Source organism: Paenibacillus sp. EB106-04-04-XG159 (assembly GCF_058791835.1).
Map to the genome: position 1 here is coordinate 21,346 of NZ_JBYTDY010000021.1, position 15,193 is coordinate 36,538.

Annotated in this window: 13 protein-coding genes; 3 read left to right on the forward strand and 10 right to left on the reverse strand. The window is 45.3% G+C overall.

All coding sequences use genetic code 11. The features are described from left to right. Positions 1-33: 33 nt before the first annotated feature. Together AC3WTP_RS20245 and AC3WTP_RS20250 are read right to left on the reverse strand one after the other, a co-directional pair. Complete coding sequence (locus tag AC3WTP_RS20245; RefSeq protein WP_492396445.1) at positions 34-723, reverse strand: DNA alkylation repair protein; 690 nt, start codon at positions 721-723, stop codon at positions 34-36. Positions 724-824: 101 nt separating this feature from the next. Further along, complete coding sequence (locus AC3WTP_RS20250) at positions 825-1,376, reverse strand: NADPH-dependent FMN reductase (RefSeq protein ID WP_492396446.1); 552 nt, start codon at positions 1,374-1,376, stop codon at positions 825-827. 212 nt (positions 1,377-1,588) lie between these two features. Between AC3WTP_RS20250 and AC3WTP_RS20255 the strand changes: the two genes are divergently transcribed. The 3 genes from AC3WTP_RS20255 (at position 1,589) to AC3WTP_RS20265 (ending at position 3,835) form a co-directional block, all read left to right on the forward strand. After that, positions 1,589-1,753 carry a hypothetical protein gene (locus AC3WTP_RS20255; protein ID WP_492396447.1) on the forward strand — a complete coding sequence of 55 codons (165 nt, stop codon included), beginning with the start codon at positions 1,589-1,591 and terminating at the stop codon, positions 1,751-1,753. A 191-nt stretch (positions 1,754-1,944) separates the two neighbouring features. Continuing rightward, entirely contained in the window at positions 1,945-2,472 is a 528-nt protein-coding gene (locus AC3WTP_RS20260; RefSeq protein WP_492396448.1) for a hypothetical protein, read from the forward strand. An 877-nt stretch (positions 2,473-3,349) separates the two neighbouring features. Further along, positions 3,350-3,835, forward strand: a complete 486-nt coding sequence (locus AC3WTP_RS20265) for a DinB family protein (RefSeq protein WP_492396449.1) — start codon at positions 3,350-3,352, stop codon at positions 3,833-3,835. Positions 3,836-3,959: 124 nt separating this feature from the next. Here AC3WTP_RS20265 and AC3WTP_RS20270 read toward each other — a convergent pair whose 3' ends face one another. From AC3WTP_RS20270 to AC3WTP_RS20305, 8 genes are all read right to left on the reverse strand, one after another. Then, entirely contained in the window at positions 3,960-5,144 is a 1,185-nt protein-coding gene (locus tag AC3WTP_RS20270) for an NAD(P)-dependent malic enzyme (RefSeq protein ID WP_492396450.1), read from the reverse strand. Between the two features lie 81 nt (positions 5,145-5,225). Beyond that, positions 5,226-6,578 carry a 2-hydroxycarboxylate transporter family protein gene (locus AC3WTP_RS20275; RefSeq protein WP_492396451.1) on the reverse strand — a complete coding sequence of 451 codons (1,353 nt, stop codon included), beginning with the start codon at positions 6,576-6,578 and terminating at the stop codon, positions 5,226-5,228. Positions 6,579-6,758: 180 nt separating this feature from the next. Continuing rightward, entirely contained in the window at positions 6,759-7,469 is a 711-nt protein-coding gene (locus tag AC3WTP_RS20280; RefSeq protein ID WP_492396480.1) for a response regulator, read from the reverse strand. A gap of 14 nt (positions 7,470-7,483) precedes the next feature. Next, positions 7,484-9,088, reverse strand: coding sequence for a DcuS/MalK family sensor histidine kinase (gene dcuS, locus AC3WTP_RS20285; RefSeq protein ID WP_492396452.1), 1,605 nt, complete (start codon positions 9,086-9,088; stop codon positions 7,484-7,486). Positions 9,089-9,676: 588 nt separating this feature from the next. Next, on the reverse strand, positions 9,677-11,020 hold the full coding sequence (locus tag AC3WTP_RS20290) for a sugar porter family MFS transporter (protein ID WP_492396481.1): 1,344 nt from the start codon (positions 11,018-11,020) through the stop codon (positions 9,677-9,679). A 302-nt stretch (positions 11,021-11,322) separates the two neighbouring features. Continuing rightward, entirely contained in the window at positions 11,323-12,690 is a 1,368-nt protein-coding gene (locus AC3WTP_RS20295; RefSeq protein ID WP_492396453.1) for a response regulator transcription factor, read from the reverse strand. After that, positions 12,665-14,125: a sensor histidine kinase gene (locus AC3WTP_RS20300; RefSeq protein WP_492396454.1), complete on the reverse strand. Its 1,461-nt coding sequence runs from the start codon at positions 14,123-14,125 to the stop codon at positions 12,665-12,667. The genes AC3WTP_RS20295 and AC3WTP_RS20300 overlap by 26 nt, the downstream gene beginning before the upstream one ends. Next, the gene (locus AC3WTP_RS20305; protein ID WP_492396455.1) at positions 14,122-15,111 is read right to left on the reverse strand and encodes a substrate-binding domain-containing protein; all 990 of its coding nucleotides are present in this window, start codon (positions 15,109-15,111) and stop codon (positions 14,122-14,124) included. Before AC3WTP_RS20305 ends, AC3WTP_RS20300 begins: the two co-directional genes overlap by 4 nt. Between the last annotated feature and the right edge of the window lie 82 nt (positions 15,112-15,193).

Below are 15,193 nucleotides of genomic sequence, written 5' to 3' on the forward strand. Positions count from 1 at the left end.
TGTGGACCATCGTTCAGCCTCAATACCTTCACATCATGATTTGCGTTTCATGCTGCGGATCATTGCTTTCGTAGCCTGATCCAGACGGTTGGACTCCGTCATCTTCTGCAGCGCTTTATTGTAAGTAAAGTCGTCCAGCGTATTGCTGTTCAAATATTCTATCGTCTGCTCGGGAAGCTTCACATAACAATCAGCAAGCGCCCATGCCACTGCCATCTTGACGTAATACCCTTCATGTTTCACACCGTCCAGTAGTCGCAGGACACTGCGGATATGTTCGTCGTCGATAAAATAATTGAGAAGCATCACCACTCCGAAGCGTATGTCGTATTCCTTATTTGAAGATAAATAGGGCTGAATGAAGTTCCATACGAGCTCCTTGTTCTTCTTGGTGAATTTCAGTCCGATACAGAAGCTGTCACATACTGACCAATTGCTGATCTTAGGCACGAAGCTGGCAACCTGCTTGAGAATCTCTTCAGCATCCGCTTTCACATACCCGATCACCATGCCCTGCAGCATAATCTCCTCGAAATATTCACTCTCAGCATGCGCAAGAAAGGCTCGCCAATCTCCCTTAGCGATCTGTTGTGCCAATTTGCGCAATGCAGGCAGCCGAACCCCTAGTATATGATCCGTATTAGGTATCAGTCTTGAGGAGAATTGCCGGTACCCCTCTTCCGATAATTCAATTAAATGATCTTTAATCTGCTTATATTCCACCGTACGACTCCTTAACGTTTGTGATATCAGAACAAGGCTGACCCTTAGCAATATCTACTGCCTCGAACCAGCCTCGTTTCTATTAATGTTCGCTATGCTGCTTAGTTTGCACTCTCCACTTTTGTAACGAATTTGTCCATCAGCTGCTTCATAAACTGCTTGCCCATCTCGTCAGTGAAGTTCATGGACTCGTCAAACTTCTGATGTGCTTGTCCAATCAGCAATTCCGGACGCGTAACTGCATCCATATTCAGATACAACAGAATATCACGCAGATGGGTTTGCGCGCGGGAAGTACCGTAAAGGCCTGGTGTTGCGCCCATAACTGCTACTGGCTTCAACGCAAGCGGAGTGCCTAGGAATTGGCGGGACATCCAATCCAACGCGTTCTTCAAAGAACCCGGGATCGAGCCGTTATATTCTGGTGTGCTGATCAAGAAGCCATCCGCTGTTTGGCACAGCCCCGCAAGATCCTTTACAGATTGCGGCAGATCGCCTTCTAGTTCCTGATTATACAAAGGAAGAGCTGAAATATCAGCTAATGTGAATGTATACTCACTTGGGAGCATTTCCTTCGCGTTAAGCAGCAATGCTGTGTTCAATGAATTTTTACGCAAGCTTCCGGAAATACCTACGATATGCTTTGTTGTCATCTTTCACTCTACTCCTTTATTTCAATATTGTTTATAAGTAAATATACTACATTTTAATTATGGCTCTCAAACTTACTTTTTGATAGTGAATTTTCTATGAAGTTTTCTCACGCGTACGGCTTAGTCCGTTTGAAACGTAAGGCTGGGAATAATCCCATCTGCTAATCGGAAACCTAACACTGTAATTAAATGCACAACGAGGAGGTGTTACCATGTCCGAGCAACAGAAGCCAGCGACGAAAGCAGAAGTACAAACTACTAAACTAAACAAGCTTCCAGTGCCAGGCGCGTCCGACACTGAATTCTCAGCAGAGGAAGCGGCAGAAGTATTCAAGCAGCAGTCAACCTCCGAGGAGTCTTCTAAAAAGGTGCAATAACCAGTTCAATTCCCTTAAGCCGGAGCGCCTTCGCCTCCGGTTTTTTGCATGCTTTCTTTACAACTGCTTTTCATTCATTTCGAGAAAGAATGCTTGCATGTGACGTAACGTCATCTTGTATACTTCTGTAGAGAGTTTGATGTAAATCATTAACAACTCTTATATCAAAAATGAAAGAGTGAGCATGCATTATGAATATGTTAGTTTATTTTATCATTGGCTGTGAGATTGGGTTCTGGGTTGTCATATTAGCAGGCTTGTTCGCACGCTACATATGGAAACAAGAGCGATTAAGCTGGATACTATTCGCGTTAACCCCTTTGATTGACCTCGTGCTGCTCGTCGCAACGGCAATCGATATGAAGAACGGTGCAACCGCTACGACGGCTCACGGACTTGCCGCTATATACATCGGCGTCTCCGTCGCTTATGGAAAGCGAATGATCGCATGGGCGGATGAACGTTTTCGTTATTATGTGATGAAGGGGCCTAAGCCGATTCGCTTGACCGGATTGGCTTACGCGAAACAGTATTTTGGCAGTTGGCTTCTTCATGCATTGGCATTCGTGATCGGACAAGGAATGCTGTGGGGCATCATATATTGGATCAACGACAGTGCTCGGACCGAAGCCTTGGTGAGCATATCCACGTTATGGTGCGCCGTGCTGGCAATCGACTTGCTGATCAGCTTATCGTATTTTGTGTGGAGAAGAGCTTAAATTGAAGAGATATTGGGCTTGTTGTAAGGCCCCGCGGAGCCGGCTTGGCGGCTGAGACGTCGATTTTTTGCATCTCAGCTCGCAAACGGGGCGTTTTGGTGCCTGAGATGCATTTTTTCGACGTCTCAGCCTTGTTTTAGGCTCGGCGAGGCCTGGCTCGGAGGCTGAGACGTCGTTTATTTGCATCTCAGCCCGTAAACGAGACGTTTTGGTGGCTGAGATGCATTTTTTCGACGTCTCAGCCTTGTTTTAGGCTCGGCAAGGCCGATCTTAGTAGCTGAGACGTCGTTTTTCTGCATCTCAGCCCGCAAACGGGGCGGTTTGGTGGCTGAGATGCATTTTTTCGACGTCTCAGCTTTGTTTTAGGCTCAGCGAGGCCTGGCTCGGAGGCTGAGACGTCGTTTTTCTGCATCTCAGCTCGCAAACGAGGCGTTTTAGAGGCTGAGATGCATTTTTTCGACGTCTCAGCCTTGTTTTAGGCTCGGCGAGGCCTGTCTCGGCGGCTGAGACATCGTTTTTCTGCATCTCAGCCCGCAAACGAGACGTTTTGGAGGCTGAGATGCATTTTTTCGACGTCTCAGCCTTGTTTTAGGCTCGGCGAGGCTGATCTTAGTAGCTGAGACGTCGTTTTTCTGCATCTCAGCCTGAAACCGAAACGTTCAGCGGCTGAGGCGCTAATGTTAACGAACCGCGAAATAGCATGCGATTAATGCGCGTTCTTAATAAATTTTGAATAATTCGACAGCCATCATTCCATTGCCTTCTTATCGATAATCGGTCAAATTAGCTATTTGATAATTACTTCAAATTTGACTATTATGAATGATGAACGTTGTTTAGTGTGCTATTCTACACCAATTACGAAGGAGCGATTAAGATGTATAGAACAGTAGAAGATTTTACAGCTGAGTGGACGCGTGCAGCAGGTGGAACGATTAAGGTGCTTGAGGCATTGACAGATGATAAGCTCAATCAATCCATCGTAGAAGGTCATAGCACTCTTGGCTGGTTAGGCTGGCATCTTGCAAATAGTCCTATGTTCTTCGCAGGCTTGGCCGGCTTAAAGATGGAGCCAGTCGGTGATTCGAAGTCGGTTCCTTCTCAAGCGAGCGATATCGTTCAAGCTTACAGAACTATGGTAGATCGCTTAGCCAGTGCAGCAGTACATACATTAACAGATGAAGCAATGGTTGAAAATGTTGAGACATTTATGGGTCCAGCACCGCGAGGCGCTGTGCTCCGTATGATGATTGATCATCAGACACATCATCGCGGTCAAATGACGGTATTGTTGCGTCAAGCAGGCTTGCCTGTTCCAGGTGTATTAGGACCAACAAGAGAAGAACAGCAGAATATGAAATAAGAACTTCACGTTAAACGCAAAAAAACAGAGGATGTTCGCCTACTCATTAGACGCAATATCCTCTGTTGTTCTTATTTTTTTATTTGCCGACATCTTATGTGTATTCTACCAACAGTCGTGAGCTCTAGCTCATGCTTGGAATCAGATTCTTACGCGCTACACCGCTCTTTTGCGCTGCTTCAGCAACAGCTTGACGGATTCTTTCTACCACACGATTATCAAATGCATCAGGAATAATGTAGTTTTCATTCAAATCTGCTGGATCAATCACGGAAGAAATAGCTTCTGCTGCCGCAAGCTTCATCTCATCGGTAATATCCGTCGCTTCGCAATCCAGCGCGCCTCTGAATATACCAGGGAAGCACAGTACATTGTTAATCTGATTCGGGAAGTCGGAACGACCCGTCGCCATTACTTTTACATATGGAGCCGCTAGGATTGGATCAATTTCCGGCGTCGGATTAGCCATTGCAAATACAATCGGGTCCTTCGCCATATTTTGAAGATCCTCTACGGTCAGTATATTCGGTGCGGATACACCGACAAATACATCTGCCCCTTTAATGACCTCCGATAGCTTACCGGTTTCGAGATTAGGATTGGTGATTTGAGCAAAGTCACTCCAGTGTTGACGATCGTATTGTAGGCTACGGCTAATCGCACCTTCACGGTCAACCCCAATCAGGTTCACGGCACCTGCGTGCAGCAGCATTTTGGAAATCGAGATACCAGCAGCACCGCAACCATTCACGACGATCTTAACTTCTTTGATATCTTTGCCGCATACCTTCAATGCATTCAGCAATCCGGCGAGTACAACAATGGCAGTTCCGTGCTGATCATCATGGAAGACCGGAATGTCTAGTTCCTCTCTTAATCTCTTCTCGATCTCAAAGCAGCGCGGTGAAGAGATATCCTCCAGATTGATACCGCCAAATGTCGGCGCAAGCGCCTTAACGATTTTGATGATCTCCTCTGTGTCTTTCGTATCGAGACAGATCGGCACAGCATCCACGTCAGCGAACTGTTTGAACAGCGCAGCCTTCCCTTCCATAACTGGCATCGCTGCTTTTGGACCAATGTCGCCGAGTCCCAATACAGCAGTTCCGTCTGATACGACCGCTACTGTATTTTTTTTCGTGGTCAGTTCATACGCTTGGTTATCATCTTGGGCAATCGCCTGACACACTTTAGCTACACCTGGAGTATAGACCTTGGATAAGTCTTCTTTGTTGCGAATCGGATTCTTCAATGTCGTTTCCAGCTTGCCGCCTTTATGCAAATTCATGATTTCTTGTAATAGTTCCATACTATCTCCTCCTAATATCTGACTAATGCCTTTCTCTATCTACTATTGATCTTCCAGATGTTCAAACATTTAGTTCTATAATCAGCCGCCCCATACTGAAATGAGCATTGTAGCCAAAACTACCGTAAGTGCACCGCCAATACGTGTAGAAATCTGAGCAAACGGCATCAGCTCCATACGTCCGGATGCTGACAGGATAGCTACGTCGCCTGTACCTCCAAGACCGCCGCGGCAGCCTGTTACAATCGCCGCTTCCACAGGATACATGTTGATCCATTTGCCAACGAAGAACCCAGTAAGAATCATAGCGCAGATAACAGATGCACAAACAATAATGTAAGGAATAGAGATCAGTGCTGCTACATCCTGCAATGGAATATACAATATTCCTAGACCAACCATCACGGGCCATGTCAATGTGCTGGATATAAATTTGTACAATTGATAAGCGCCTTGCCCAATTTTCTCTGGAAGCAGATTGAACACTTTAAGCAAAGCAGCCGCAAAGATCATCAAGATCGGTCCTGGAATTCCTACGAACGGTGACAACAGGTGACCTGTGATGAACAGAACACAGGCGAACAACAATCCCGCTCCCATGAGCAAAAAGTCAGGTTTCAATGAATCAAAGGTACTTCCGCCGAGCTTCGTGCCATCTTTAGATTTAACCAGTACGCCATTGCCATTAATCTTCGGATTTTTATCAGCCATCTTTTTAAGGATACCAGCGGCAATAATCGCAAATACGTTACCAATAACCGCAGCCGGAATCATCTGTGCTACATATTGAGCGGATTCGCCGCCAAGGATTTGAGAGAATGCAATGGATAATGGCAGAATACCTTCACCAACACCACCGCCGATAATAGGCACAACGATGTAGAATAAAGCATAATGTGCAGTGTATCCGAACAACATAGCAACTCCAACGCCTACAGCGACAGCAGCCGCCGTTCCAAGCAGCATCGGGATGAAGATAAGACTGAAACCTTTGATTAGCGTGGTGCGATTCATCCCTGTTATACTACCTGCTACTAGAATAGCGATGTATAGATATAGGAAGTTCGACGTTTTCATTAATGTAGTAACGGATTCAACAGCTGCAGGGTTCAATACATTCCAGAATACTAGAAATGAAGGAACCATTAACGACAGAATCGCAGGACCACCAATGTTCTTCAATATCGGAATCTTCATTCCCAAATCACTTAGCAGTATACCCAGGATCATAATAATCCCGAACCCGCCAATCATATCATTTGGAAGTTCACCAAGTGCGGCGGCAGCGAAAATTATAAATGCGAATATGATATATAACGGTAACGGAATGACACCTACTTTAAGGTTCATAAATCTTTGCCATAATCCTTGTTTCTCTTTAGGTTTCGGTTGCTCTGTCTCTAGTTGGACTGACATCTTTTTTGCGTTTTCCATGTCGTCATAACCTCCTTGTATCGTTTACAACCCCATCATAAACGTTTTGAAAGCGCTTTTGTTTTTATGTAAATAAAGAATACATTTTGTAAATTATTTAAGTAAGCGCTGTCATTTTCTTGCTGTTATATAACAAAAAAGCTGCCAAATTGGCAGCAAAAATTGACTTTTGATTCATATTTATACAATATACTTGGATATCGTCGTTCTTCCATTTGGCGTGATCTGGTATTTCTGAACCGGCCTCCCTACTGTTCCATATACATAGTCCATCTCCAGCACGCCCATGTCCACTAGACCGGCACAATATTTATTGACCGATACCCGCGAGATTCCTGACAATATCGATATATCCTCTGCTGAAAACAATCCTAATCCAGAATACTCAATAACATTCCAGATGGTTTGAAGCGTCTGCTTGGTAAACCCTTTGGGCAATTCCTGCGACACTCTCTGTTCTTGACGAACGCGTCTTATTGCATCCAGATCGGATTGATTGAGACTTTCTTGACTGCGGAACAGCTGATTTTGCTCTCTGTAGCCTTTTAATGCAGCCTGGAATCGGTTGAATTCGAACGGTTTGATCAAATAATCGACAGCCCCGTTTTGAAGGGCCACTTGAATACTCTTCTTATCGCTGGCAGCCGAGATGACAATGACATCGACCTTAATCCCTCTGTGTCGTATTTCAGACAATAGTTCGAGTCCGTTGCTTTCTTTCATGTAAATATCAAGCAGAATCAGATCATAGCTACCCTGTTCTAGTACACCCAATGCCTCATTCGCGGACGAAGCCCAACCTCCCGCTCTAAAGCCTTCTACCTGTTCTAAATAAAATTTGTTCATCTCCGCAACCATCGGATCATCTTCGACGATTAATACTGAAATTATCGAGTTATTCATAATTACTCCTCACTCTTCACTTCATAGGGTAACTGTACGGTAAATTCAGTACCTTGTTCAGGGCGGCTTTCCCAGGAAATCGAGCCCCCCAGCTTGTCCAGGCTTTTTTTAACCAGATACAGACCAATTCCACGGTCTTTGCCCTTTGTAGAATAACCCTGCTCATACAATTGCTCTGCTTTGTCTCCAGGTATCCCCATTCCGTTGTCTACAACTCGGATATACAGGGTATCGTCTTCATACTGGAAGCCGATGCAAATCACTTTGCCTTCGCTGCCTTGACAGGCCTCCAACGCATTTTCCAATAAATTACCAACGATGGTTACGAGTTCACGCGATAGATCTGGATCAGCGGCTTCAGGAAGCATACCCTCTTCCAGCAGCTCCAGCTTAATCCCCGCCTCGCGCACCCTGCTTTGCTTGCCGAGCAAAAATCCAGCCATAACCGGATCCTTCACCAACCGGATTACAGCATCCGTTTCATTGTGAATATGACTTAAGATACCTGCCAGATATTGTTCCAATTGTTCATATCGCTGCATATGGGTCAACCCTGTAATGACATGAAGCTTATTCATGAATTCATGAGTCTGTGCTCGCAGTGTCTCGGCATACATCGAAATACCAGTCAGTCTCTCCATCAGAACGGATATTTCCGTCTTATCACGGAAGCTCGCGATAACACCTTCAATTTGCCCGCCAACTCGGACTGGAACTATATTGACCAGCAGCGTGATCCCGCTCTGCTCCACCTCGATATCCTGCAGCGGTTCACCCGTTTCCAGCACCTTCTCCATCCGTAGTTGCGGCCATATAAGTCCTACCAATTGATTTACAGGATCCTCATTAACACCAATACGTTCCATCAATCGTCGTGCTTCCGTATTCACCAGTGTGATATTTAGATTTTTATCCACGGCTAGTATACCTTCACGCGCGGATTGAAGCATGGCACTGCGCTCTTCCAGCAGTTTCGCAATGACGCTGGGCTCCATGCCGAACATCATTTTTTTAATTTTACGCGCTAGAAATACGGCTCCCGCTACCCCAACTGCAGCACCAATCAACAATCCCAGATAAATGATCCACCGATTCTGTTGCACCGCAGTGTGGACGCTTTCCAGTGTGATACCTACCGCTACAGCACCAACCTGTGTTCCATCATCACCATATATCGGTGAAAATGCTCTTACGGAATCCCCCAATGAACCTCTGGCTATAGATACGCTTTCACTTCCATGTAATGCTGCAACTTCATCGCCGCCAATAAAGTGCTTCCCGATCATGGCCGGATCGGGATGGGAAAGGCGTATGCCGTTCATATCCATGACGACCACGAACTCTACACCGGTGAGATTAAGAATTTCCGTTGCATATCGCTGAATAGCCTCAGGATCTCCCTGACCCTCTAGTCCTTCAATTACGATTGGTGTTAATGAAACAGTACGGGCGATGGAGAGAGCTTTATTTTGCAGCGCATCTTCTGTCATTGAGGTTACCTTCATACCGAACAATACATAAACAACGAATAATACCATAAGTAGAACGGTACAGATCATCAAGGTAATCGTCGTCCGCAGTCTCAATGTTATTTTCCCGATTCTCACCTAGCCACCTCTAAGCTCTTGTTAATGTGGTTTTACCATGTAATATTCCCATGATTTCCATTTTTCAATTTGAGAACTTACGATGGTATCCATGTTTTCAGACCAATATAATACCTTAAATCTAATGTATCTTCTCATAACAAACATCACACTTGTCTGAATATTAGAAGTTTATTGCTCGCTTGATGAGGGGCACCCGCTTGGTTAACAGGGAAAAAACCTGTTATCTCGCTTATGCCTCCCCATCCCTGCAGTGCCTCGTCTCTGTAACACGGTTTTTCCCCGTTAACTTACCTAACCTGCGAGTCTCGACCGCTGTAACCGGGAAAAAACCTGTTATCTCGCTCATGCCTCCCCATCCCTGCAGTGCCTCGTCTCTGTAACACGGTTATTCCCCGTTATCTCACCTAACTTGCAAGTTTCGACCGCTGTAACAGGGAAAAAACCTGTTACCTCACTCGAGCCTCCCCATCCAAACATGGTACTGCTGTTCCGCAAATGAGCAAACGAGCAGGCGATAATCAGCCAAGTATACAAATGCCAAAAAAGCCGGAATCATTGTTCCGGCTTCTCTGTCATTTTCTCTATTTACACATTCTTCGAAGACAACATGGTTTCGATTTCCTCCAGCGATTTCCCCTTGGTTTCGGGTACAACACGCCAAGTGAACAAGAACGCGATCAAGGACATAATACCGAAGATCCAGAAGGTAATCGCCGGTCCTGCGGAAGCAAGCATCGGTGGAAAGGTCTGGGACACGATATAGTCCGCAGCCCATAGCACCATAGCTGCAAGAGCTGTTGCTTTACCTCGAATACGATTCGGGAATATTTCGGACATCATCACCCATACGACAGGTCCAAGCGACATAGCAAAGGAGGCTACATACACCAAAATAAAGATGAGTACCAATGGTCCTGAAGTATGCCCTGTGTGGAAAGCAGCACCAATCACAGCCAGACTCAGTGTCATTAAAGCCGTCCCAGCGAGCAGCAATACCTTGCGTCCCACCTTGTCGATAAGCCAGATAGCAAGTATGGTAAACACGAAATTAATGAATCCAACCAAGATGGTCTGAATCAACGCAGAGTTTGTGCCTGCACCCGTTTCCTTAAAGATTTCCGGTGCGTAGTACATAACGGCGTTAATACCCGTAACTTGTTGGAGAATCGCTAATCCAACACCTACGATCAGAGCAATTCGCAACGTAGGACTGAACAATTCACGGATCGATCCGTTTTCCTGTTCGAACGATTTTTTAATGTCCAATACTTCTTGTTTCGCTAATTCCTCGCCATGGATCTTCAGTAGAATCGGAAGGGATTCTGCTGCCCTTCCTTGTTTAATCAACCATCTCGGACTCTCAGGCACAAAGAACAACAACCCCAGGAACAGCACCCCAGGAACAACCCCGAAACCAAACATCCAGCGCCAGCCCATCGTAATGTCCCACAGGTTATCGCCGTATCCGGAAATAGCCAAATTGACAAAATAGGTGAGGAAAATGCCCGTTACCGTTGCGAACTGATTCAGGGCTACCAGCCGACCGCGATATTTAGCGGGCGCTATCTCCGCGTTGTAAAGCGGACATAGCGCTGAGGTAATCCCAATCCCAATTCCGCCGATGATCCGGGCAACAATATAACCGTTGAACGTAGCCGGAATAGCGGAACCGATAGACCCAACGATAAAGAGGATCGCAGCCATCATCAGCACTTTTTTGCGACCAAACTTATCGCCAAGTACGCCAGCGCTTGCAGCTCCTGCAATGCATCCGACGATCAAGCAGGAGACAGCCCAACCTACTTGTACCTCATTCAAGGCGAAGTGTTCTTTCATAAAACCAACCGCACCCGATACAACGGCGGTATCGAATCCAAATAATAATCCTCCCAGAGCCGCCACGATGGAGACAAGGATTACAAACTTCATACTTGCTTGTTGACCTTCATTTTTAGTGCTTATTTTCACAAACGACTGTCCTTTCTATACTTACTATAACTGCATACGGTTTCTTTTTCTTATAACAAAATAGCAAATCGATGTTATGAGAGATCATTATATCATGTGTTTTGTTCAACTAAGGGGCTAATTACCTTCACTTATTTGATGTTTACCAGCATAATATTAATTCCATCCTTTCGCAGTAGGAGTTATAACCTTGGACTAGCATTATATAGACATCCAAACAACAAAAAAGTCCATGCGCACCCGCATGAACCTTCTATTTGGCATTATAGTTGATTGCGATATTCTGTAGGTGATACCCCCGCCGCCTTCTTAAAAACCCGGCTGAAATAATTAGGGTCCTTGTATCCCACCAAATAACAGATTTCCTTTAAGCTGAGTTGGCCGTCCCTTATCAATTCTTTGGCCTTGTTGATCCGCAGCCTTGTCACATAATCAATAAAGGTTTCCCCGGTTTGCTGCTTGAATACTTTGCTAAAATAGTGTGAATTTAAGTGGACATGATCCGCCACATCCTCAAGGGAAAGCTCTTCGCAGAATTTTTCTTGAATGAATGTGATGGCATCATCGATAACACTCCATGTGCGCCGTTCTCGTTCTTCCCGGATTTGCTGGATTGCTAATTCCACGTAAGTAGGCTCAGTTAAATGGTTTGCAATATCAGAATCGGCAGGTCCTCGTGGTCCTTCTAGGGAAGGAATGATCAGATCCTCAAAATGACATACACTGCCCCATTGCTTATGATACGTAGATGCGAATACACCTTCAAAATACGATCTTCGGATTCCCTCAATATCTACCTGGACGGAGCCAATGCCTGCAATAACGTCGATACCTTGCTGTTCGTAAAGATTCTCTATCAATTTCGCAGCGAGACCGAGAGCCTCTTCCCGTAAAGTATTATCCGTTACAGTATCCTCCTCAAGCAGAAAAATGGCCATATGCCAATGAACCATGGAACTGACCACACAGCCGATTCTACCCTTGATATATCCTTTTGCAACGGTTTTGACTGTTTCGTAAATCCTTTTCTTTTCGTTGTCCAATTCCATTTGGGATGGCTGACTCATATCCGACAAGGCGAGCACAAGCGCACATCCTTTAGCTGTGGAGAGCTCGAGAATATCAACAAGCTGTCCTGCTTCCATCTCATTCACTTGATCGGTCATAAAGACCAGCGCCAGTTCCGTTTCCGCTAACGGAAGCAGTTGGTAGAACTTATCTCTTATCGCGAATTCCTCATCGCGCTTTCTTTGATCCTGATCAATCTCAGCTAACAGCCGCTTCAGGAGCTCGACGATATGATCGCGTTTTGCCGGTTTGACCAAATACTCCTTAACTCCTATAGAAAGAGCCTCCTTGGCATATTCAAAATATTCATAGGCTGTAACCAGAATCATCTTGACCTGCGGATTGTGAGCTTTGATTTCCTTTAACGCTTCAAGTCCTTGAATTCCGGGCATCTTGATATCCATCATAATGATGTGCGGACGAAATTCATAGGCCTTTTGAATCGCGATGCGACCATTCTCCGCATGAATAATCTCAAAAGTATTCGGCATCATCCGGTTAACGATCCATTCAATACCTTCTCGCTCCAGGGCTTCATCATCTGCGATCATTAGGCGATACATCTCCACCCTCCTTTTCTGCAGCAGGAATCCGAATCCTAACAGTCGTTCCATGTCCCGGCTCACTGTAGATGTCAATGAGATCTTTTTTATCATAAAATAATTCAAGTCGTTTGAACACATTGCGCGTTCCTAAGCCTGTAGACTGTCCCTTATTATGCACAGGCGATGACTCGGAATCCACCTGAAGCAGCGACTTTCGGACCTCTTCGCTCATCCCAATCCCATTATCTGAAATGGAAACCCTGACCTCCCCAGGTTCGCATGCAATAACAAGCTTAATCTCAGCCCCATCCTCCATACCCTCAATGCCATGGACAAAGACATTTTCCAATAAAGGTTGGAGGGTTAGCACTGGAACACACACATCCAGTCCTCTCTCGTCAATATCCGTTACAAACCGAATCCGATCACGAAAACGAGCTTGTTGAATGGTAAAGTATTCTTTGGCATGCTCCACCTCATCCCTGAGCGGTACCGGACGATCTAACTTTCGGAGATTATACCGAAGAAGATTCGACATGGTGACCGTCAGATCGCTTGTTGTCTCAGCGCCCTCGAGCAAAGCCAGCTTGGATAGAACATTTAAGGAATTAAAGAGAAAATGCGGATTTATCTGATTCTGCAGCACCTCCAGCTCCAGTGCTTTGACCAGCCTGTCCTTCTCGAAGCTTTCTTTCTCTTTCTCAATAAGTTCCTTCAGATTATCTTGCATATGCTCAAATGTTCTGGATAATATCCCAAATTCATTATGTTCGTTGATCTGTGGAGTAGGAGCTTGTAAATTGCCGTTCGAGATTTGCTGTGCGGTTCTCGTCAACTGCTTGATCGGTCTGGTAATCCTTAGAGAAATCCAATAAGCAAACATAACACTGATCAGCGTATTCAGGATAAAGACCGCGACTCCCCAATAATTCATCTTTTTCGTTTGGTCTAGAATTTGTTGATACAAGGGTTGATAATAACTAAGCTCCAAGTCAATGAGATCATGTCCCTCTTCCTGAATGAACGCGGCTGTTTGATCAGCTTCTTCATAGAAAGTCGCATACGCTAATGAATCTGTACGGCTTAAAGCTTGAATTACACTATCTTCTTGCTCCATAAAGGTGTCGAACATATGGTTATAGCTGCGGACTGTAAGCTCTGTCGATGGAATTGTGTTTAGTGCAGACAGGCTTTCCCGCAGAAGATTCAGCTCATCTCGTTGACGTATGTATGCCTGTCGGCTAAGATCGCTTCGATCCGTTATGTAGACATTCAGATCACGGAGATTGTCCTGCGTCTGCTCGGCAATTTGCTTGTATAATAATACCCGATCGAGCATCACATTATAACTTTGCTGTACCGTTATTCCGCTCTGGAAAATGTAGAACGCGACTGCGTTGCTCACAACAAAAAGGGACGGAATCACAATCAACAGCATTCTGCGTATATTCATGGGCTACCCACCGCTGATTTCAACTGATATTGATCCAGAATATTCGTGGGTATAAAGTTCTGAATCGGGATAGAGTCCCCGTTGAAAAACGTATTTAACAATTCAACAGCTTGGGTTCCAATCACTTGCGGCTGCTGAACCACCGAAGCCGTTATGGCTCTACTCGAGATACCTTTCCTGGTTACTTTTAAATCATCAAATCCGAATACACTTACATCCGTTCTATTTGCCATTTTCATTCCTTCAACGATTCCTGCAGCATCCAAGGAGCTAAATCCCACCATCGTCTGAATATCCGCGTACTCATTCAGCAAGGCTTCTGTCTGCTGCGCGGCTTGAATTCGAGATATATTCGATGAGCGAACGGCGACGATCTCATAACCCGGTGTTTCGTTAATGATGGAACGAAACCCTTCCAACCTTAGCCGTTGATTGTCTGCGAATTCACTTCCGATGATGACGCCGATCGAGCCTCTCTCGGCAGCCTCTCTTACTACAAGCTCTCCCATGAGTTTTCCTGCTTCCTTATTATCGGTTCCTACGTAAGCAAGCCGATTACTCTCCGGCTCATCCGCATCTACGGTGATCACGGGAATACCTTGATCGATGGCCTTGTTGATCAGTTGAATGTATTGCTGGTCCTTGGTTCCTTGCACGAGAATAGCATCCGGCTTTGCAGCAATCGCCTTTTTCAGAAGCCTCGTTTGTTCGGAAGGGTCGATGCGAATCGGACCCATGTAATCGATCACCATCCCGTACTGCTCCGCTGCTTCTTTCGCCCCTTTTTCCACCATTCTCCAGAACGGATTATCTAACTCTTGAGCAATCAGTACAACGTGTTTCAATGGTGTATTCTCGACTCTGCCCTGATCCATTTCCTGAACCAAATGATCGATTTTCAACGTGGAAGATATAAACTGGAATAAAAAACAGCAGAAAACAAGAAGTATGATAATTAGCCCTAATGTCCAACTCTTTTTTAACACGGAGTACCTCCGAGGTGTATGAGAAAGTCTCAGTATGCAAACAAAGTATAGCCAATTATATCAAGGAGTAACCGCTTTTTGA

Coding starts and splice junctions, on each gene's coding strand:
- AC3WTP_RS20275 (WP_492396451.1), bottom strand. CDS start 6,578: ATGGAAAACGCAAAAAAGATGTCAGTCCAACTAGAGACAGAGCAACCG.
- AC3WTP_RS20300 (WP_492396454.1), bottom strand. CDS start 14,125: ATGAATATACGCAGAATGCTGTTGATTGTGATTCCGTCCCTTTTTGTT.
- AC3WTP_RS20295 (WP_492396453.1), bottom strand. CDS start 12,690: ATGTATCGCCTAATGATCGCAGATGATGAAGCCCTGGAGCGAGAAGGT.
- AC3WTP_RS20270 (WP_492396450.1), bottom strand. CDS start 5,144: ATGGAACTATTACAAGAAATCATGAATTTGCATAAAGGCGGCAAGCTG.
- AC3WTP_RS20255 (WP_492396447.1), top strand. CDS start 1,589: ATGTCCGAGCAACAGAAGCCAGCGACGAAAGCAGAAGTACAAACTACT.
- AC3WTP_RS20265 (WP_492396449.1), top strand. CDS start 3,350: ATGTATAGAACAGTAGAAGATTTTACAGCTGAGTGGACGCGTGCAGCA.
- AC3WTP_RS20290 (WP_492396481.1), bottom strand. CDS start 11,020: ATGAAGTTTGTAATCCTTGTCTCCATCGTGGCGGCTCTGGGAGGATTA.
- AC3WTP_RS20250 (WP_492396446.1), bottom strand. CDS start 1,376: ATGACAACAAAGCATATCGTAGGTATTTCCGGAAGCTTGCGTAAAAAT.
- AC3WTP_RS20260 (WP_492396448.1), top strand. CDS start 1,945: ATGAATATGTTAGTTTATTTTATCATTGGCTGTGAGATTGGGTTCTGG.